The sequence below is a fragment of the Streptomyces sp. NPDC094143 genome, from assembly GCF_040303825.1.
Classification (GTDB): Bacteria; Actinomycetota; Actinomycetes; order Streptomycetales; family Streptomycetaceae; genus Streptomyces.
This window is the reverse complement of the sequence record NZ_JBEOTZ010000006.1, coordinates 303,954-323,359: the sequence shown is the minus strand read 5'-3', so window position 1 is coordinate 323,359 and position 19,406 is coordinate 303,954. Positions and strand designations below refer to the sequence as shown.

The window sequence follows — 19,406 nt, the reverse complement described above, 5'->3', positions numbered from 1 at the left end:
GGGTGCCCCGGGGACCACGGGGGCGGCCGGAGCCCTCGGGCGGGGCCGGTAGGGTCTGCACGCATGGGAGAGCAGGACATGCCTACCGGTCCGGCGAACGAGACGCCGCACGACCCGGCACCGGACACGGCGAGCGGCACCGAGCGACACTCGGCGCCCCGCCGTGCCGCCACGGCGACCCGCCAGATCGACGGCCCCGGAAAGAGCCCGGCGCGACCGGGCAAGCGCCGCCTGGGCGTCATGGGCGGCACCTTCGACCCGATCCACCACGGGCACCTGGTGGCCGCCAGCGAGGTCGCCGCGGCCTTCCACCTCGACGAGGTGGTCTTCGTGCCGACCGGCCAGCCCTGGCAGAAGAGCCACCGCAGTGTCTCCCCGGCCGAGGACCGCTATCTCATGACGGTCATCGCGACCGCCGAGAACCCGCAGTTCTCCGTGAGCCGCATCGACATCGACCGCGGCGGACCCACCTACACCGTGGACACCCTGCGCGACCTGCGCGCGCTCAACCCGGACACCGACCTGTTCTTCATCACCGGCGCCGACGCCCTCGCCCAGATCCTGACCTGGCGGGACTCGGCGGAGCTGTTCTCCCTGGCGCACTTCATCGGGGTGACCCGGCCCGGCCACCACCTCGACGACACCGGACTTCCCGAGGGCGGCGTCTCGCTCGTGGAGGTCCCCGCCCTGGCCATCTCCTCCACGGACTGCCGGGCGAGAGTCGCCAAGGGGGACCCCATCTGGTACCTGGTGCCGGACGGAGTCGTGCGCTATATCGACAAGCGCGAGCTGTACCGCGGCGAGTGAGCCGAGAGGGGCACCGGTGAACGACCGATACGACGCGGGGGCCGCGGGCTACGGCGCCGACCAGTACGAACTCGTCGGCTACGACGAGTTCGGACAGCCGGTCTACCGGCAGGTCCAGGCCCAGCAGACCCAGCAGCAGAGCTACGACCCGTACGCCCAGCAGCACCAGCAGGGCTACGGCTACGACCCCTACGCCACGGGCGGGCAGCAGCAGCCGCCCGCGTACGACTACGACGCCGGACAGCAGCAGCCGGCCGCCCCGTACGGGTACGACCCGTACGCCTCCGGACCCCACCAGGACGGCCGGCCGCAGGGCGCCGCCCACGACCCCTACGGGCAGGCCCCGGCGCGCGTCGCCGAGCAGACCGGCCGGCAGACGGCGCACATCCCTCAGCAGGCCGGCCCCGCCGCGGGGGAGCAGGACACCGACCGGGAGCAGGCCGACCGGGAGTACCACACCGAGCAGTTCGCCTTCGTCGAGGAACCGGACGACAACTCCGAAGACGTCATCGACTGGCTGAAGTTCACCGAGAACCGCACCGAGCGCCGCGAGGAGGCCCGGCGCCGCGCCCGCAGCCGGATCGTCGCCCTGGTCGTCGTCCTCGCGCTCGCCGCGGCCGGCGGGGTCGGCTACCTCTGGTACGCGGGCAAGCTGCCCGGCCTGTCCTCCGACGACTCCGCGACGGGCACGGCGACGGCCGCCGGCGCCCAGAAACGGGACGTCATCGTCGTCCACCTGCACGACACCAAGGGCGACGGCACCGCCACGGCCCTCCTCGTCGACAACACCACCACCAAACGCGGCACCACCGTCCTGCTGCCCAACTCGCTCGCCCTGACCAGCGACGACGGCACCACGACGACCCTCGCCAAGTCGGTCGAGGACGACGGCTCCGACGGCACCCGCGACGCGCTCGACGCGGTCCTCGGCACCGACATCCAGGGCACCTGGCGCCTGGACACCCCCTACCTGCAGAACCTCGTCGACCTCGTCGGCACCATCGACGTCGACACGAACGCCGACGTCCCCGACCCCGCCGCGAAGAACAAGGGCGAGGCCCCCCTGGTCAACAAGGGCCGCGACCAGACGCTCAGCGGCAAGATGGCCGTCGCCTACGCCACCTACCGCGCCCCCGGCGAGTCCCGGAACGCCCAGCTGGAGCGGTTCGGGCAGGTCATGCAGGGTGTGCTGCGCAAGATGTCCTCCGACCCGGGGGCCGCGACCACCACCATCCAGACGCTGGCGCAGATCCTCGACCCGTCCCTGACCGACAAGGACCTCGGCACGTTCCTCGCCCGGCTCTCCGACCTCGCCAAGGGCGGCGACTACCGGACGGACCTGCTGCCCGTGCAGAGCGACGGCACGCTCAGCGCCCAGACCGGCGCCGGGATCGTCAGGAACGTCCTCGGCGGCACCGCCAAGAGCCCCGACAAGGACGCCGCCGTCAGCGTCTTCGTCCAGAACGCCACCGGCGTCGAGGACAACACCGAGAAGGCCCGCGTGGTGCTCCTCAACGGCGGCTTCACCTTCCTGGAGGGCGGCACGGCGGGCGCCCGGTCCACCTCGAAGGTCGTCTACGCCGACGCCGCCGACAAGACGAACGCCACCGAGGTCGCCAAGACGCTCGGGCTGCCCGAGAGCTCCGTCGCCCAGGGCAGGATCTCGGCGAGCGCCGACGTCGCGGTGGTCCTCGGCCAGGACTACGAGCCCGCCTCCGGTTAGGCGGCGGGAACCGCCCCCCAAGGTGATCCACGTCATCGCGTGGGGGGCGCCCGGCGGACCGTGAGACCCTTGAGGGCAAACGACCGCCGACCGAAAGCCTTGTAGTGACCGTGACCGACCGCTCCCAGGAGCTCATCACCACCGCCGCCCAGGCGGCCGCCGACAAGCTGGCGCACGACATCGTCGCCTACGACGTCAGTGACGTGCTGTCCATCACGGACGCCTTCCTGCTGGCCTCCGCGCCCAACGACCGCCAGGTCAAGTCGATCGTCGACGAGATCGAGGAGCGCCTTCAGAAGGAGCTCGGCGCGAAGCCGGTGCGCCGCGAGGGCGACCGCGACGCCCGCTGGATCCTGCTCGACTACGTCGACATCGTCGTCCACGTCCAGCACAGCGAGGAGCGCGTCTTCTACGCCCTCGAGCGGCTGTGGAAGGACTGCCCCGAGCTCGACCTGCCCGAGGACGCCAAGGCCACGCGCGGCAAGGCCGAGGAGCACGCCAAGCTGCAGGCGGCCGAGGAGGCGGCGGAGCTGGACGGAGACTGGCGGTGAACTCCTTCAGCGAGGCCGCCGCACCGGGCCGGGGCCGCCGCATCATCCTGTGGCGGCACGGCCAGACCTCGTGGAACGTGGAGCGCCGCTTCCAGGGCACCACCGACGTCGAACTCACCGAGACCGGTGTCGCCCAGGCCCGCCGCGCCGCCCGGCTGCTCGTGGCCCTGAAGCCGGACGCGATCATCGCATCCGACCTCAGCCGGGCCGCGCGCACGGCCGCCGAGCTCGCCGCCCTCACCGGCCTCGACGTCACGTACGACGAGGCCCTGCGCGAGACCTACGCGGGCGTCTGGCAGGGCCTGACGCACGAGGAGATCATCGCCCGGCACGGGGAGGAGTACGCCGCGTGGAAGCGCGGCGAGCCCGTGCGCCGCGGTGGTGGCGAGCTGGAGACCGAGGTGGCCGACCGTGCCGCCCCCGTGGTCCTGCGGCACGCCGACAAGCTCCCCGAGGACGGCACGCTCGTCGTGGTCAGCCACGGCGGCACGATCCGCACGACCATCGGCCGGCTCCTCGGCCTGCAGCCGCACAACTGGGAGAGCCTCGGCGGACTCTCCAACTGCTGCTGGTCCGTGCTCGGCGAAGGCGCCCGCGGCTGGCGGCTGCTGGAGCACAACGCCGGCACGCTGCCGGAACCGGTGCTGGGCGACGACGACTGACCCCGGATTTCACTTTCCGGCAGGTCGCAGGCTAAAGTTCTTCTTGTTCGCCCGGCCCGCCGGGAAGGAACACGAGGGGCTATAGCTCAGTTGGTAGAGCGCCTGCATGGCATGCAGGAGGTCAGGAGTTCAATTCTCCTTAGCTCCACGTCAAGATCCCGTTCCCGTCCAGGGGGCGGGATTTTTCGTGCCCCGACTTGAGTCACTCGGGCCTGCTGAGGCGTATACCTCTACGGTCGCGACGCGTGCCGTGTCCGGACTGGTACTGCGGCGTCGCTGACCGTATTGGTCCGGCCGTGGCAGAATCAAACGGCCGGAAGGGGGCGCGGCCCGACGGGAGGAGCACCGATGCCTGCGAGCATCCTCGAGGAGGTCGACCACCTCCTCGGAGTGGCGTTGACGCGGGACATGTCCACCCGCCTCAGCTGCCCTTCCTGCGGATCCGCGCACGTGGCCCAGATGCTCGGCGACAACGGCGGGATCTCCTACGTGTGCACGGCCTGCGGCCACAGCTGGAGCTGATCGATGGGTGCCCACAGGCGGAAGTGCGACTGGTGCGGCAGCGGGACTCCGATCGTCCGCGACATGGAGCCGATCAATCCCGACTACCAGTACTGGTGCGAGGAGTGCGCGCGGGCGCTGATCATAAAAGGCGACCCGATCGAGACGTACCGCGAGCTGGAGGGCGAGCCGATCTACGGCCGGCTTCTGGAGGAACACTGCACGCTCAAGCGGTTCTACTCGTTCGTGACGGCCTGAGAGGCGAAGGTGCGGCAAAACGGTCATATCGGGCAAGGGGAAATCGATTTGGTGTTGGGCCCGCAGGACCAGTAAAGTTGGCGTCGCCGCCGGGGAAACCCGGAAGGCAACACCGCAAGGGGCTATAGCTCAGTTGGTAGAGCGCCTGCATGGCATGCAGGAGGTCAGGAGTTCAATTCTCCTTAGCTCCACAGCCGATGAGAAGGCGGGTCATCCGATCGGATGACCCGCCTTCTCCTTGTGCCTAAGCCCGTTTCCCGTGCCGGGTACGCGTACGGCGGGCCCCCGAAGGAGAGCCCGCCGTAGGTCCGCTCAGCGGCCGAGAGCGCGGCGGCCGCGGCCCTGGGAGAGCACCGGGAGGTTACGGGACGGGGCCTGGCCCCGGGTGTCCTCCTCGATGCGCAGGGCCAGTGCCGGGCAGCGGCGCACCGCGCGTAGAGCCTTGGCCTCCGCGTACCGCGGCACCTGCGCCTGGGCCACCGTCGGGAAGCCGTCGGCGCCCAGCTGGAACACCTCGGGGAGGATGTCCGCGCACAGGCCGTGGCCCCGGCACAGCGTCCAGTCGACGTAGATCTTCTGGCGGCTCGGGCCGTTCTCCTCGGACTCGCCGCCGCCCGGGATGCCCGTCGGGGCCCTGCCGCCCTCGAAGAGCGGCAGAACGCCCTCCACGCGCCGTCCGCAGCCGTTGCCGAGGACATGCGCGGCCAGGTCGTCCGTGAACGCCTTGATGGTCGACTCCAGGAACATCGCGGAGCCGTCCGGGTGGGAGCAGGCGCCGCGCCGCTTGACGTTCTTGGCGACCTGCTTGAGCGCTTCCAGGGCGGCCGGGCCGCCGCCGTTGAGGATGTCCTCCATGCCGCGCGCGGCGGCCGGCAGGCCGAGGTAGCAGGGGCCGCACTGGCCCGCGCTCTCCCCGGCCAGCCACTGGGCGACCCGCAGCGACTCGCCCAGCGGGCAGGTGTCCTGACTGATCGGCAGGATCGCCCCGGCGCCGAGGGAACCGCCCACCGCGTCCAGGGAGTTGCGGGAGACGATCGCCTCGTTCACCGTCGCCGCGTCGATCCACTTGCCGTGGTAGCCGCCGGTGAGCACGCCCTGCGGCACCGGCGGGGCGCCGGCCAGCTGCAGGACGTAGCGCAGCGGTACGCCCGTGGGGACCTCGATCACCATGGGGCGCGCGACTGCCCCGGAGACCGTGAGCATGACCGTGCCCGGCTCGTCGTACAGGCCGGTGTTGCCGTAGCGCTCCGGGCCGATGCGGGCGGCGATGGCCAGCTGGGCGAAGGTCTCGGCGTTGGACAGCAGCGTGGGCGCGCCGCCGACGCCGTTCTGCGAGGCGCTGACCTTGCGGCCGGGCGGGACGGCCGGGCCGCCGTCGATCGAGCGGATCAGCGACGCGGCGGCGCCGGTGACCATGCGGACCGGGTTGCGCTGCACGCGGGCGCGCAGCGCGGAACGGCGGCCGTTGCTGAGGCCGCGTTCGGCGAGCGCGGCCTCCATGGAGCGCTGCGTCGACTCCCGGGTGACCCCCACCACGAGCGTGCGGGCACCCATGGCCTCGGCGCACAGCAGCGCGCCGTCCAGGATGAGGTGCGGGGCACGGTTGATCAGCACCGTGTCCTTGCGGCAGGCCGGTTCGTCCTCGCTGCCGTTGACGACGACGACCGGCCGGACGCCGCGCTTGATCGCCGCTTCGGCGACGGAGCGCAGCTTCTTGTGGAAGGGGAAGCCCGCGCCGCCGCGGCCCCTGAGGTTGATGCGTTCGGCGAGTTGCGCGAGCTGCTCGCCGCCCATCGGCTCGAGCGGCCCGTGCACCTTCAGGTGCATGGGCAGATCGAGCCGATCGACAAGGTCGAAGCCCGACGTGAGCTGGGGAAGACCGACCACGCGGACTTCGGGTACGTCGGGCAGGGCCTCGTTCACTTAAAGCCTCCGGAAGGCGTGTTCCAAGGTTCGCCCGATGCCGGTGCGTCGAAGTCGTAGGACGCACCGGGCAGTGTTTCAGTGGCGGGACCGCTGTACGTGTCGTTCGGGTAGTACGTGTCGCGAACCGCGTTCGTCTCACCCGTGTCGTACACGTCACTCGATCCGTAACCGGAGACGCCTGGGTTGCCATAGGCCGGGATGCTTTGTCCGGCGTCCCGCACGGGGTCGTAGGGCGGGATGTTGAAGCCCGTGTCCTGGAGTGGGTCGTAGACCGACGGCGGGGCCTCGCCGACCGGGGGCGGGGACGGGATCGGCCAGTTGCCGGAGGTGCTGGAGGGGCCGTCCACGGTCGGGATGGTCTCGGTGGGCTGCAGATCCAGCGGCAGTTCCATGCTGGTGGTCGGCCCCGGCGCGTAGGCCTGCTCCACCGGCGGGCCCGAGACGGCGCGGTAGGCCGCGGCGAAGCCGTTCGCGGAATCCTGGGGTGCGGGGCGTTCGGCTCTCTCGTACCGGGGAGCGGAGGCGGACGCCGCGGCTCCCGCGCGGGCCCCCCGGCCCTCGTAGCCGGGCAGTGCGGAGCCGGCGCCGGCCCGGGCCCGGCTCTCCTCCAGGTCGCGGCGGCCCTGGCCCTCACCGGGGCCGATGAGCGCGGCGACCCGGTCGGCGACCTTGCGCTTGACCGGGCGCGGAGCGGCGCGCAGGGCGAGGGCCGCGGCCACCCCGAGCAGGGACAGGCAGTACAGGATGACGAAGATCGGCTTGGCCGCGCGACCCGCGTAGAGGCCGTGCACGAGGGCGGCGCACCAGGCCGGGTAGGCCAGCATGTGCATGGCGCGCCAGCGGGCCGCGACCGGCGCGGGGGAGGCGAAGCGGTTGCGGAGCACGCCGGTGACGCCCACGAAGATCATGAGCATGCCCGCCAGAGTGCCCAGGCCGATCAGGAACGACCGGCCGGCGACCAGCTCCTCGTCGGTGAACAGCAGTCCGAAGGGGATCACCGCGGCGATCCACGACGTGTGGGACAGCGCCAGCTTCACGCCGATGTGCACCAGCAGGAAGGCGATCGAGGCGACGGCCGTGGTCCGGTGCACGGCCTGCGCCAGGATGCGCCGGCGGGCGTCGAGCAGGATCCGGTCCTGGGCGACCAGGCCCCAGATCACCGAGCAGGTCAGGCACACGAGGGACAGCACGCCCGCGCCGAAGTTGAGGAACTCGGCGAAGGAGTCGTCTGCCGTGGAGTCGTTGGGGTTCACGACCTGCCTCCCCACATCCCGGCGACCGGGGGGAGTGAGGGGGTACTGCGATGAGGGTTCATGGGGGCAACTCCGAGCGGTTCGGGAAAGCGGTCCCGCTGCCGCACTCTAAGCGGAGCCATACCGATCGGTAGGAGGTTTGAGTTATTGCGTTGTTATCAAAGGACAATGTGGTTGTTGCGATGTCCCATAGCTACTGTTACGCGAAGTAACTCTTGACCTTGGTTCAGCTTTGCGAGTGTGGGGTCGAGCGTCGAGAGGCCCGTCCGAAGCGCGTCGCGGCGCGCTGAGGGCCTGCGGTACCCTAACGCCATGCGTGCCGTACGCCTTCTGCTTAGCGGGCCGCGCTGATCAGTCCCGGCCACCGGGTGAGTCGAGTGGCCGGAATCGGCGCGGCGTCCCCTCCTGTGCGAGGGGATTTTTCGTTTCTCGACGACACAGCCGCAGGCAGAGACGATCGATGGAGCTTTGAGGATCATGAGCGAGACGAACCCCGCTGCCACCTCCGAGGTGGCCGCGCCGCACCGCTACACGGCCGCCATGGCTGCCGAGATCGAAGCACGCTGGCAGGACTTCTGGGACGCGGACGGCACCTACGCCGCGCCCAACCCCAAGGGTGACCTGGCGGGCGACCCGGAGACCGTCGCCCGGCCCAAGAAGTTCATCATGGACATGTTCCCGTACCCCTCCGGTGCGGGCCTGCACGTCGGCCACCCCCTGGGCTACATCGCCACGGACGTCTTCGCCCGCTTCCAGCGGATGACCGGGCACAACGTCCTGCACACCCTGGGCTTCGACGCCTTCGGCCTGCCCGCCGAGCAGTACGCGGTGCAGACCGGCACGCACCCGCGCGTGTCCACCGAAGCCAACATGGAGAACATGAAGGCCCAGCTGCGCCGGCTGGGCCTGGGCCACGACAAGCGCCGGTCGTTCGCCACGATCGACCCGGACTACTACAAGTGGACCCAGTGGATCTTCCTGCAGATCTTCAACTCCTGGTACGACCACGACGCCCGGCGGGCCCGCCCGATCGCCGAGCTGGTCGCGCAGTTCGAGTCCGGTGAGCGGCCCGTCCCCGGGCACACGCGCGCGTGGAGCGAGCTGAGCGCCGCCGAGAAGGCCGACGTCCTGGGCGAGTTCCGGCTGGCCTACGCCTCCGACGCGCCGGTCAACTGGTGCCCCGGCCTGGGCACCGTGCTGGCCAACGAGGAGGTCACCGCCGACGGCCGCTCCGAGCGCGGCAACTTCCCCGTCTTCAAGGCCAAGCTGCGCCAGTGGAACATGCGCATCACCGCCTACGCCGACCGGCTGCTGGAGGACCTGGACGCGCTGGACTGGCCCGAGGCCATCAAGCTGCAGCAGCGCAACTGGATCGGCCGCAGCGAGGGCGCCCGCGTCGACTTCCCCATCGACGGCGAGCGCATCACGGTCTTCACCACCCGCCCCGACACCCTGTTCGGCGCCACCTACATGGTGCTGGCGCCCGAGCACCCGCTGGTGGAGAAGTTCACCCCGGCCGCCTGGCCGGAGGGCACCCACGAGGTGTGGACCGGCGGCTACGCGAGCCCGGCCGAGGCCGTCGCCGCCTACCGCGCACAGGCCGCGTCCAAGTCCGACGTCGAGCGCCAGGCCGAGGCCAAGGACAAGACCGGCGTCTTCATCGGCGCCTACGCGACCAACCCGGTCAACGGCGAGCAGGTCCCGGTCTTCATCGCCGACTACGTGCTGATGGGCTACGGCACCGGCGCGATCATGGCCGTCCCGGCCCACGACACGCGCGACTTCGCCTTCGCCCGCGCCTTCGAGCTGCCGATCCGCTGCGTGGTCGAGCCCACCGACGGCCGCGGCACCGACCCGTCCACCTGGGACGACGCCTTCGCCTCCTACGACGCGAAGATCATCAACTCGGCCGGCACCGGCGTCTCCCTGGACGGCCTGGGCGTCATCGAGGCCAAGGCCCGCATCACCGAGTGGCTGGAGGGCCAGGGGGTCGGCGAGGGCACCGTCAACTTCCGGCTGCGCGACTGGCTGTTCAGCCGCCAGCGCTACTGGGGCGAGCCCTTCCCGATCGTCTACGACGAGGACGGCGTCGCCCACGCGCTTCCCGAGTCGATGCTGCCGCTGGAGCTGCCCGAGGTCGAGGACTACTCGCCGCGCACCTTCGACCCGGACGACGCCGACACCCAGCCCGAGACGCCGCTGTCGCGCAACGAGGACTGGGTCAACGTCACCCTGGACCTGGGCGACGGCCCGAAGAAGTACCGCCGCGAGACCAACACCATGCCCAACTGGGCCGGTTCCTGCTGGTACGAGCTGCGCTACCTGGACCCGCAGAACAGCGACAAGCTGGTCGACCCGGAGATCGAGCAGTACTGGATGGGCCCGCGCGAGGGGCAGCCGCACGGCGGTGTCGACCTGTACGTCGGCGGCGCCGAGCACGCCGTGCTGCACCTGCTGTACGCCCGCTTCTGGTCCAAGGTGCTGTACGACCTGGGGCACGTCTCCTCCGCCGAGCCGTTCCACAAGCTGTTCAACCAGGGCATGATCCAGGCCTACGTGTACCGCGACAGCCGCGGCATCGCGGTGCCGGCCGCCGAGGTGGAGGAGCGCGACGGCGCCTACTGGTACCAGGGCGAGAAGGTCAGCCGCCTGCTGGGCAAGATGGGCAAGTCCCTGAAGAACGCGGTCACTCCGGACGAGATCTGCGCCGAGTACGGGGCCGACACCCTGCGCCTGTACGAGATGGCCATGGGGCCGCTGGACGTCTCCCGGCCGTGGGACACGCGCGCGGTGGTCGGGCAGTTCCGGCTGCTGCAGCGGCTGTGGCGCAACATCGTCGACGAGGTGACCGGCGAGGTGACCGTCGTCGACGTCGCGGACGCCGACATCGACGTGGACACGCTGCGCGCCCTGCACAAGGCGATCGACGGGGTGCGCGGGGACCTGGAGGGCATGCGGTTCAACACCGCCATCGCCAAGGTCACCGAGCTGAACAACCACCTGACCAAGGTGGGCGGCCCCGTGCCGCGCTCCGTGGCCGAGCCGCTGGTGCTGATGGTCGCGCCGCTGGCCCCGCACATCGCCGAGGAACTGTGGCGCAGGCTGGGGCACACCGACTCGGTCGTCCACCAGGACTTCCCGGTGGCCGACCCGGCGTACGTGGTCGACGAGACCGTGACCTGCGTCGTGCAGATCAAGGGCAAGGTCAAGGCGCGGCTGGAGGTCTCGCCGTCGATCTCCGAGGACGAACTGGAGAAGGTCGCGCTGGCCGACGAGAAGGTCGTCGCCGCACTGGGCGGGGCCGGGATCCGCAAGGTGATCGTGCGTGCGCCGAAGCTGGTGAACATCGTTCCGGCGTGAGCCGCACGGCGTCCGGGCGCACTCGGGGTGTCCCCTAGTGGTCTTCTACGGGCAGGTTCGGGGTTCTTCTGGAACTCCGGGCCTGCCTGTTGCGTTTACCGTGGAAGAGCGTGGAAGAGCGATGTGAGGTGCCGTGGCGCCCTGAGGAGGAGCCCTTGTGGAAGCAGTGATCGCAGTCTTCGCCCTGCTCTTCGTGCTCCTGGTCGCGCTCGGCGCGTACGCCACCGTGAAGGCCGTCGGCGCCGCCAAGCGCGGCGTGGACCGTGGCATCACCCAGGCCCGGCGCACGGTCGAGGACCACACGCTGCGGGCCAAGTCCTTCGCCCAGCCCGGCGCCGCGGGTGAGCTCGCCCAGCTGCGGCTGAAGCTGCGCACCTCCATGCGCGCCACCCAGGACGCGCTGAACGCGGCCGTCGTCGAGGACGAGTCCGTGAAGGAGTCCATCGGCCTGTTCGAGCGGCTCAGTGTGCACGGCCACGAGCTGGACGGCGAGCTGAAGCGCCTGGAGTCCGAGCCGGACCGCACCGCACTGCGCGAGCGCCTGCCCCAGCTGCGCGAGCGCACCGAACGCATCACGCAGTCGGCGGACGCGCTGCGCTGGGCGGTCCGCGACCGCGCCCGCCGCTTCGCGGGGGACGACCTGGACACCCTCAGCGCGCAGATCGACGTGGAGGCCGGCGCCCTGCGGCACTGGACCACGACGGACTCGCCGTCCGCCTCGGCCTCCGCTTCGCCGTCCGCCTCCGAGCCGTGGCCCGAGGCTCCGGCCGCCGATGCTCCCGCGGCTGGGCAGACCTGGCCGGAGACCTCGCAGCCGGACCCGGAGCGGGAGCCGGACCGGCCCGCCATCTCCCCGGCGGCACCGCGTCCCGCCTATCCCTGGCAGAAGAAGCCCCGCCCCGAGAGCACCACTTGATCCCGCCACGCGTGCGACAGGGCGCGGCGCCCGGGCTGCCACACGGGCATGACGGCAGGTAACCTCCAGCTCATGTCCCGCCATGTCGCGATCGTCACCGATTCAACGGCCTACCTGCCGGCCCGGACGATGGAGCGCCACGGCATCTCGGCGGTCCCGCTGACGGTGGTCCTCGGTGACCGTGCGCTGGAGGAGGGCACCGAGATCTCGACGCGCGCCCTCGCCCAGGCTTTGCAGAAGCGTCGGCCGGTGACGACCTCGCGTCCCGGTCCGGCGGTGTTCGAGGAGACCTACCGCAAGGTGGCCGAGGCCGGTGCCACCGGCATCGTCTCCCTCCATCTCTCCGCCGAACTCTCCGGCACGTACGACGCGGCCGTGGTCGCCGCGCGGCGGGCGCCCGTGCCCGTGCGGGTCGTGGACACCGGCATGATCGCGATGGCGCTCGGTTTCTGCGCGCTCTCCGCGGCGGAGGCCGCCGAGGCGGGCGGCACGGTGGACGAGGCCGTCACCGCGGCGGAGAAGCGCGCCGCCGGCACGTCCGCCTACTTCTACGTCGACACCCTCGACTACCTGCGCCGCGGCGGCCGGATCGGCGCCGCCCAGGCCCTGTTGGGCTCCGCGCTCGCGGTGAAGCCGCTGCTGCAGCTGGCCGACGGCCGTATCGAACCGCTGGAGAAGGTGCGGACCGCGTCCAAGGCGATCGCCCGGCTGGAGGAGATCGCCGCCGACCGGGCGGGCAGCGCCCAGGTCGATGTCGCGGTCCACCACCTCGCCGCCCCGGACCGGGCGTCGGCCCTCGCCGACCGGCTGCGGGGGCGGTTGCCCGGGCTGGCGGATCTTCATGTCAGCGAGGTCGGGGCGGTGATCGGGGCGCATACGGGGCCCGGGCTGCTGGGGGTCGTGGTTTCGCCGCGGTGAACGTTGCGGTGGGGTGTTCCTCAGGGGTGACGGGGCTCCGCTGAAGCGCGTCGGTGCTCCTCCCGCCACCCGTGTGGGTGGCGGAGTTGTCCACAAGCGGACGGTTGTCCCCGGGAATTGGTCATGATCATCGCGGGTGGGACGGAGTGTCCGATCCTCGTCGCATGGCACTTCGATCACGTTCACGCACAGCTACCGCGACCAGTGGGCCGGGCCGGGGGCCCGCGTCCGACGGACGCGTCCGTCACCGCCGGCACCGGGCGGTGGCCCGTGGCCGGGCCGGGCACCCCTCCGGGGACGAGCTCCGCCGTCGGGCGGAGGCGTTGTTCGGGGAGCGCCCCGAGCCCGTGCGGCGGGCCGACCCCGGTGAAGGGGCGAGAGAGCGGCGGGAGTCGGGGCAAGGGCCGCCTGGTTCCGTTGGCGGCGCCAGGGCCCGGCTCGAGCCCGGGCTTGGGCCCGGTCCCCATGGCGCCGTCGCGGAGACTCTCGCCGTTCCGGCGGGGGTGGATGGCGGTGGCGGCCGGTTGGGGGAGGCGGATCGTGGTGACGGCCGGTTGGGGGAGGCGGATCGTGGTGACGGCCGGTTGGGGGAAGTGGACCTCGGTGACAGCGGCTTGGGGGAAGTGGACAGTAGTGACGGCCGCTTGAGGGCAGCGGATCGCGGTGACAGTTGCTTGAGGGCAGCGGATCGTGGTGACGGCCGCTCGGCCGAGGGGGACTGGCGGGAGCGGGCCGGGCTCGCGCTGCGGGAGCGCATGCCGCTGTGGTTGCAGACGAGGTGCGGCCTGGAGCGGCGGAACGTGCTCGCCCTGACGGTGGTGCTGGTCGTCGCCGCGGCCTTCGCGGTGCAGCACTTCTGGGCGGGCCGCACCCAGCCCGTGCGGCCGCCCGAAGTGGTGCGCGCGGCGGCGCCGTACGGGGCGGAACCCGGACAGGCCGACCGGAGCGGGGACGACCCGGGGGCGGATGCGCCGGGGGCGGCTGGGGCGGCGAGGACCGCCGGTACGGCCGGCGCGGCCGGAACCGCGGGTGCTTCGGGAGCCGCCGAGATCGTCGTGGACGTCGGCGGCAAGGTCCGTGACCCCGGGATCCACCGGCTGCCCGCCGGCTCGCGGGTCGCGGACGCGCTGCGCGCCGCGGGCGGTGTGAAGCCCGGCACGGACACCGACGGCCTCAACCGAGCGCGCTTCCTCGTGGACGGCGAGCAGGTGATCGTCGGCGGCCCCGCTCCCGTCGCGGGGGCCGCAGCGGGCGGCCGGGGCGGAGCAGCGGGTACGGCTCCGGCAGGCCCGGCCGGAGGGGTCGCGGGCGGTGGGTTGCCGGCGGCTCCCGTCTCCCTCAACACGGCCACCCTCGATCAGCTCGACACGCTGCCCGGTGTCGGTCCCGTGCTGGCACAGCACATCGTCGACTACCGCACGCAGCACGGCGGTTTCCGTTCCGTGGACGAGCTGCGCGAGGTGAACGGCATCGGCGACCGCCGCTTCGCCGACCTGCGCAACCTCGTACGGCCATGAGGAGCGCTCCCGGCCCTCCGGCGCGGCCCGACGAGACCGCTCCGGGACACCACCCCGTCCGGTCGCCCGTGCACGTCTCGTCCGGCAAGCGGCTCGGCCTCGCCCGGCCACGGCAGGAGGGGCCCGCCGACCTGCGGCTCGTACCGCCCGCCCTCGCGGCCTGGGGCACGGCGGCGCTGGTGCCGGCCGTGCCGGCGGGCTGGGCCTTGGGTTTGGTGACCACCTGCCTCGGCGCGGTCGTGTTCCTGGCACTGACCCGGCGACGCGGCTCGGCGTCCTGGCCGCGGGCATCGGCCGCCGCGCTCCTGCTGTGCGTCGCGGCGGCCGCCGCCTCGGCCGGGCTGCACGGGGCGGAACTGCGGCGGGGCCCGATGCCCGGGCTGGCGCGGGAGTACGCGACGGTGACCGCCGAGGTGGAGCTCACCTCCGACCCCCGGCTCACCCGGCCCCGGGTCCGGGGCGATCGTCTGGCTCCGGCCGCCGTGCTGATCGACGCCGAGGTGCGGCGTGTCCACAGGGCGGGGGCCGTCACCGTGGCGACGCGGACGCCGGTGCTGATGATCGTCGACGTGGGACCGGGCGGCTCGGGCGGTGAGGGCGGGCGGTCGTTCGCCGGAGAGCCGGTGCCGTCGGCGTGGCTCGGGCTGCTGCCCTCGACGCGGCTGCGGGTCGGCGCGAGGGCGGCACCGGCGCTGGCGGGTGGTGACCGGGTGGCGGCCGTGCTGCGGGTGCGCGGCGAGGCGGGACCGCAGGTGGTGGGGGAGCCCTCGAGGGCGCAGCGGCTCGCCGGGCGGTTGCGTGCCGGACTGCGGGAGGCGACCGACGGGCTGCCGTCGGATGCCCGGGCGCTGCTGCCGGGGCTGGTCGTCGGGGACACCTCGCGGATCACTCCGGAGCTGGAGGAGGCATTCAAGGCAACCGACCTCACGCACACCTTGGCCGTGAGCGGGGCCAACTTCACGATCATGCTCGCCCTGTTGCTAGGTCCGCCGGGTCTGGCCCAGCAGGCCGAGCGGCGCGGGCTCGCCCCCCGCCTCGGCATCTCGCTGCGGGGGACCGCGGTGCTCGGGAGCGCGCTCTCGCTCGGGTTCGTGGTGGTGTGCCGACCGGATCCGAGCGTGGTGCGGGCGGCGGCCTGCGGAGCCGTCGCGCTGCTGGCCCTCGCGACCGGCCGCCGCAGGTCGATGATCCCGGCACTGGCGACGGCGGTCCTGCTGCTGGTGCTCTACGACCCGGGACTGGCGCGCAGTTACGGGTTCCTGCTCTCCGTCGTGGCCACCGGCGCCCTGCTCACGCTCGCGCCCCGGTGGAGCGCCGGGCTGCGACGGCGCGGGGTGCCGCCCCGACTCGCCGAGACGCTGGCCGCCGCTGCCGCCGCGCAGGCCCTGTGCGCACCTGTCGTCGCCGTGCTCTCGGCACGGGTGAGCCTGGTGGCGGTGCCGTGCAACCTGCTCGCGGAGATCGCGGTCGCGCCGGCGACGGTGCTGGGCTTCGCCGCGCTGGCCACGGCCCCGGCGGCGATGCCGGTGGCGCAGGCCCTGGCGTGGTGCGCCCAGTGGCCGGCCGGGTGGATCGCGGGTATCGCCCGGACCGGGGCGGCGCTGCCCGGCGCGGGAGTGGACTGGCCGGGCAGCTGGGCGGGCGCGGCGCTGCTCGGTGCCGTGACCGTGCTCGCGGTGCTCCTGGGCCGGCGGGTGCTCCGGCATCCCTGGTGGTGCGGGGTGTGCGGGGTGCTGCTCCTGCTGGCCGTGGTGCAGCCGCCGCCGCTGACCCGGACGATCACGGGCTGGCCGCCGCCGGACTGGCGGCTGGTGATGTGTGACGTGGGGCAGGGGGACGCCCTGGTGCTCGCGGCGGGCGACGGCGCCGGGGTGGTGGTGGACGCCGGTCCCGATCCGCGGCGCGTCGACCACTGCCTGCGCTCGCTCGGCGTCACCAGGATCCCGCTGGTCGTCCTCACCCACTTCCACGCCGATCACGTCGCGGGCCTGCCGGGGGTGCTGCGCGGGCGGGCGGTGGGCGCGATCGAGACGACGGGCCTGGAGGAGCCCGCCGACCAGGCCGCGTTCGTGCGGAGACTGGCGGCGGCCCGGCGGGTCCCCGTGACGCGGGCGGCGGCCGGTGAGGAGCGGCGCGCGGGGGAGTTGTCCTGGCAGGTGGTGTGGCCGCCGCCGAGCCCGCCGGCGGACGCACCACCAGGAGTGCTGCACACCCACCCGGTGCCGGAGGGGCCGAACGACGCCAGTGTCGCCCTGCTGGTCCGCACGGGTGGGCTGCGACTGCTGCTCCTCGGGGATCTCGAACCCCCGGCCCAGCGGGCGCTGGAGAGATCACCGGCCGCCGAGGCGCTGCGTGAGGTGGACGTGCTGAAGGTCGCCCATCATGGCTCGGCCTACCAGGACCCCGGCCTCATGCGCCGGGCGGCTCCGCGGCTGGCCCTCATCAGTTGCGGTGAGGACAACCCGTACGGACATCCGGCGCCGGGCACGCTCGCGGCGCTGCGTGCCGGGGGCGCGGCGGTGCTGCGGACGGACCGGGACGGCGCGCTGGCCGTCGTGGGAGGGGGTGGCCGGCTGAGGGTGGCGCGAGACTGAGGGCATGAACTCAGCACAGGTTGATGCCTATCTCCGTCGTCTGGGAGTCGAGCACCCGGCGTGGCCCACCGTCGACGCACTACGCGAGCTGCATCTGCGCCATCTGCGGACGGTGCCGTTCGAGAACCTCTCGATCCATCTCGGCGAGGAGATCGTGCTGGAGGAGAAGTGGCTGCTGGACAAGGTGGTGGGAGCGCGGCGGGGCGGGTTCTGCTACGAACTGAACGGCGCGTTCGGGGCGTTGCTGACCGCGTTGGGTTACGACGTGGTGCTGCTCGCGGGCCGGGTGTATGGGGACGGGGAGCGGCTCGGGGTCCCGTACGACCACCTGGCGTTGCGGGTGCGGACGGTGGACGGGGGTGACTGGCTGGCCGACGTCGGGTTCGGGGCGCACAGCCACCTGCCGCTGGCGTTCGGGGAGCGAGGGGAGCAGGAGGATCCGGCGGGCGTGTTCCGGATCGTCGAGGCGGGGCCGGACGCGGCCGGGGTGCGTGGCGGGCACGGCACGGTGGGGGCGGCGGACCTGGACGTGCTCCGGGACGGCAGAGCGCAGTACCGGCTGGAGGTGCGGCCCCGGGCGCTCGGCGACTTCGTGGCCGGGGCGTGGTGGCACAGCACGTCGCCGGTCTCGCACTTCACGCGGTCGCTGGTCTGTTCGCGGGTCACAGGGGACGGCGGGAGGATCACGCTCAGCGGACGCCGGTTGACGACGACGGCGGCCGGCGGGGGGCGGGAGGAGAGGGAACTGGGGACGGACGAGGAGGTGCTGGACGCGTACCGCGAGCGGTTCGGGATCGAGCTCGACAGGGCACCGACGGTGCGGCCCCCCGGCTCCGGGTGGAGCAGTGACGGTGTCGAGCGGTCGGGGTGCGGGACGCGCGGCGTCGACGGTGTCGAGCGGTCGGGGTGAGGGACGCGCGGCGTCGACGGTGTCGAGCGGTCGGGGTGTGGGACGTGGCGTGCTGGTCCGGCGCTGACAGGGCACCGACGGTGCGGCCCCCCGGCTCCGGGTGGAGCAGTGACGGTGTCGAGCGGTCGGGGTGAGGGACGCGCGGCGTCCACGGTGTCGAGCGGTCGGGGGGAGGGGGAGGGACGTGGTGCCCTGGTCCGCGCGGTGGTGTCGGACAATGTCCGGCGTGAGTGATGTGCGACATGTGCTGGTGCTGCCCGACCGGGACGCCGCCGAGGAGGTGGCCGAGGCGCTGCGGGAGCGGTTCGGGGTCGTCGAGGAGCCGCGGCTGGTGCGGGACGCGCTGGCCGGGGAGGACGACGCCGAGGACGCGCAGTGGCTGGTCGTCCTGCGGGACGAGGAGGAGCGGCTGGACGCGGAGGAGCTGGACCGCTTCGCGGGCGAGTGGGACGGCTGGCGGGAAGAGCCCTAGAGTCGCGGCCGGCCGGGGATGTCAGTGGCGCGTGGGATGCTTGGCGCGATGCCCAGGAAGACTGCGAATGACGACCCTCTCGCCCCGGTGACGCTCGCCGTGGGCCAGGAGGAGCTGCTGCTCGACCGTGCCGTGCAGGAGGTGGTGGCCGCGGCGAAGGCCGCCGACGCCGACACGGACGTACGGGACCTCACCCCGGACCAGGTGCAGCCCGGCACGCTCGCCGAGCTGACGAGCCCGTCGCTCTTCGCGGAGCGCAAGGTCGTGGTCGTGCGCAACGCGCAGGACCTGTCGGCCGACACGATCAAGGACGTCAAGGCGTACCTCGGGGCGCCCGCCGAGGAGATCACCCTCGTGCTGCTGCACGCGGGCGGCGCCAAGGGCAAGGGCCTGCTCGACGCGGCGCGCAAGGCGGGCGCGCGTGAGGTGGCCTGCCCGAAGATGACGAAGCCGGCAGACCGGCTTGCGTTCGTGCGGCAGGAGTTCCGCGTGGTGGGCAGGTCCGCCACGCCGGAGGCCTGCCAGGCGCTCGTCGACGCGATCGGCAGCGACCTGCGGGAGTTGGCCTCGGCGGTGTCGCAGCTGGTCGCGGATGTCGAGGGGACGATCGACGAGGCGGTCGTCGGGCGGTACTACACCGGCCGGGCGGAGGCGTCGAGCTTCACGGTCGCCGACCGGGCGGTCGAGGGCAGGGCGGCGGAGGCGCTGGAGGCGCTGCGCTGGTCGCTGGCGACCGGGGTGGCACCGGTGATGATCACGAGCGCGCTGGCGCAGGGCGTCCGGGCGATCGGCAAGCTGTCGTCGGCGCGCGGGGGCAGGCCGGCCGATCTCGCCCGGGAGCTGGGAATGCCACCGTGGAAGATCGACCGGGTGCGGCAGCAGATGCGCGGATGGACGCCGGACGGTGTGTCGGTGGCGCTCCGGGCGGTGGCCGAGGCGGACGCGGGGGTGAAGGGCGGGGGCGACGACCCCGAGTACGCCCTGGAGAAGGCGGTGGTCACGATCGCCCGGGCGGCTCGCTCCCGGGGCCGGGCCTGA

General features: G+C 72.7%; 16 protein-coding genes and 2 tRNA genes. 16 read left to right on the top strand and 2 right to left on the bottom strand.

The genetic code is table 11. The annotated features are described in order from the left end of the window. The first annotated feature begins 63 nt into the window (after positions 1-63). The 8 genes from nadD to ABTZ58_RS11300 all read left to right on the top strand — a co-directional run bounded on the left by nadD (position 64) and on the right by ABTZ58_RS11300 (position 4,693). Positions 64-807 carry a nicotinate-nucleotide adenylyltransferase gene (gene nadD, locus ABTZ58_RS11335; protein WP_309096746.1) on the top strand — a complete coding sequence of 248 codons (744 nt, stop codon included), beginning with the start codon at positions 64-66 and terminating at the stop codon, positions 805-807. 16 nt (positions 808-823) lie between these two features. Further along, positions 824-2,530 (top strand): LCP family protein, encoded by a 1,707-nt coding sequence (locus ABTZ58_RS11330; RefSeq protein WP_351353644.1) that lies wholly within the window; start codon positions 824-826, stop codon positions 2,528-2,530. Between the two features lie 104 nt (positions 2,531-2,634). Then, positions 2,635-3,081 (top strand): ribosome silencing factor, encoded by a 447-nt coding sequence (gene rsfS / locus ABTZ58_RS11325; RefSeq protein WP_094057635.1) that lies wholly within the window; start codon positions 2,635-2,637, stop codon positions 3,079-3,081. Continuing rightward, positions 3,072-3,743: a histidine phosphatase family protein gene (locus tag ABTZ58_RS11320; protein ID WP_502996050.1), complete on the top strand. Its 672-nt coding sequence runs from the start codon at positions 3,072-3,074 to the stop codon at positions 3,741-3,743. The genes rsfS and ABTZ58_RS11320 overlap by 10 nt, the downstream gene beginning before the upstream one ends. 75 nt (positions 3,744-3,818) lie before the next feature. Then, a tRNA-Ala gene (locus tag ABTZ58_RS11315) sits at positions 3,819-3,891 on the top strand. A 200-nt stretch (positions 3,892-4,091) separates the two neighbouring features. Further along, positions 4,092-4,265: a hypothetical protein gene (locus tag ABTZ58_RS11310; protein WP_351353637.1), complete on the top strand. Its 174-nt coding sequence runs from the start codon at positions 4,092-4,094 to the stop codon at positions 4,263-4,265. Between the two features lie 3 nt (positions 4,266-4,268). After that, on the top strand, positions 4,269-4,502 hold the full coding sequence (locus ABTZ58_RS11305) for a hypothetical protein (RefSeq protein ID WP_006136074.1): 234 nt from the start codon (positions 4,269-4,271) through the stop codon (positions 4,500-4,502). Between the two features lie 118 nt (positions 4,503-4,620). Continuing rightward, a tRNA-Ala gene (locus ABTZ58_RS11300) sits at positions 4,621-4,693 on the top strand. 121 nt (positions 4,694-4,814) lie between these two features. Here ABTZ58_RS11300 and ABTZ58_RS11295 read toward each other — a convergent pair. Further along, positions 4,815-6,425 (bottom strand): NADH-ubiquinone oxidoreductase-F iron-sulfur binding region domain-containing protein, encoded by a 1,611-nt coding sequence (locus ABTZ58_RS11295; RefSeq protein ID WP_351353634.1) that lies wholly within the window; start codon positions 6,423-6,425, stop codon positions 4,815-4,817. Beyond that, positions 6,422-7,681: a ferric reductase-like transmembrane domain-containing protein gene (locus ABTZ58_RS11290; protein ID WP_351353631.1), complete on the bottom strand. Its 1,260-nt coding sequence runs from the start codon at positions 7,679-7,681 to the stop codon at positions 6,422-6,424. The genes ABTZ58_RS11295 and ABTZ58_RS11290 overlap by 4 nt, the downstream gene beginning before the upstream one ends. 477 nt (positions 7,682-8,158) lie before the next feature. Here ABTZ58_RS11290 and leuS point away from each other — a divergent pair, with 477 nt between their 5' ends. From leuS to holA, 8 genes are all read left to right on the top strand, one after another. Then, on the top strand, positions 8,159-11,041 hold the full coding sequence (leuS, locus tag ABTZ58_RS11285; RefSeq protein ID WP_351353628.1) for a leucine--tRNA ligase: 2,883 nt from the start codon (positions 8,159-8,161) through the stop codon (positions 11,039-11,041). A 157-nt stretch (positions 11,042-11,198) separates the two neighbouring features. Further along, on the top strand, positions 11,199-11,957 hold the full coding sequence (locus ABTZ58_RS11280; protein ID WP_351353625.1) for a hypothetical protein: 759 nt from the start codon (positions 11,199-11,201) through the stop codon (positions 11,955-11,957). A 72-nt stretch (positions 11,958-12,029) separates the two neighbouring features. After that, positions 12,030-12,875: a DegV family protein gene (locus ABTZ58_RS11275; RefSeq protein ID WP_351353622.1), complete on the top strand. Its 846-nt coding sequence runs from the start codon at positions 12,030-12,032 to the stop codon at positions 12,873-12,875. A 674-nt stretch (positions 12,876-13,549) separates the two neighbouring features. After that, positions 13,550-14,392, top strand: coding sequence for a ComEA family DNA-binding protein (locus ABTZ58_RS11270; RefSeq protein ID WP_351353619.1), 843 nt, complete (start codon positions 13,550-13,552; stop codon positions 14,390-14,392). After that, positions 14,389-16,986 carry a ComEC/Rec2 family competence protein gene (locus ABTZ58_RS11265; RefSeq protein WP_351353616.1) on the top strand — a complete coding sequence of 866 codons (2,598 nt, stop codon included), beginning with the start codon at positions 14,389-14,391 and terminating at the stop codon, positions 16,984-16,986. Before ABTZ58_RS11270 ends, ABTZ58_RS11265 begins: the two co-directional genes overlap by 4 nt. A 4-nt stretch (positions 16,987-16,990) precedes the next feature. Further along, positions 16,991-17,896 (top strand): arylamine N-acetyltransferase family protein, encoded by a 906-nt coding sequence (locus ABTZ58_RS11260; RefSeq protein ID WP_351353613.1) that lies wholly within the window; start codon positions 16,991-16,993, stop codon positions 17,894-17,896. 226 nt (positions 17,897-18,122) lie between these two features. Beyond that, positions 18,123-18,368, top strand: coding sequence for a hypothetical protein (locus tag ABTZ58_RS11255; protein WP_351353611.1), 246 nt, complete (start codon positions 18,123-18,125; stop codon positions 18,366-18,368). A gap of 48 nt (positions 18,369-18,416) precedes the next feature. After that, entirely contained in the window at positions 18,417-19,406 is a 990-nt protein-coding gene (gene holA / locus ABTZ58_RS11250; RefSeq protein ID WP_351353608.1) for a DNA polymerase III subunit delta, read from the top strand.

Bases quoted from the DNA above. Each gene is read 5' to 3' on its own strand.
- nadD (WP_309096746.1), top strand. From the start codon at position 64: ATGGGAGAGCAGGACATGCCTACCGGTCCGGCGAACGAGACGCCGCAC.
- ABTZ58_RS11310 (WP_351353637.1), top strand. From the start codon at position 4,092: ATGCCTGCGAGCATCCTCGAGGAGGTCGACCACCTCCTCGGAGTGGCG.
- ABTZ58_RS11305 (WP_006136074.1), top strand. From the start codon at position 4,269: ATGGGTGCCCACAGGCGGAAGTGCGACTGGTGCGGCAGCGGGACTCCG.
- leuS (WP_351353628.1), top strand. From the start codon at position 8,159: ATGAGCGAGACGAACCCCGCTGCCACCTCCGAGGTGGCCGCGCCGCAC.
- ABTZ58_RS11275 (WP_351353622.1), top strand. From the start codon at position 12,030: ATGTCCCGCCATGTCGCGATCGTCACCGATTCAACGGCCTACCTGCCG.
- ABTZ58_RS11265 (WP_351353616.1), top strand. From the start codon at position 14,389: ATGAGGAGCGCTCCCGGCCCTCCGGCGCGGCCCGACGAGACCGCTCCG.
- ABTZ58_RS11260 (WP_351353613.1), top strand. From the start codon at position 16,991: ATGAACTCAGCACAGGTTGATGCCTATCTCCGTCGTCTGGGAGTCGAG.
- holA (WP_351353608.1), top strand. From the start codon at position 18,417: ATGCCCAGGAAGACTGCGAATGACGACCCTCTCGCCCCGGTGACGCTC.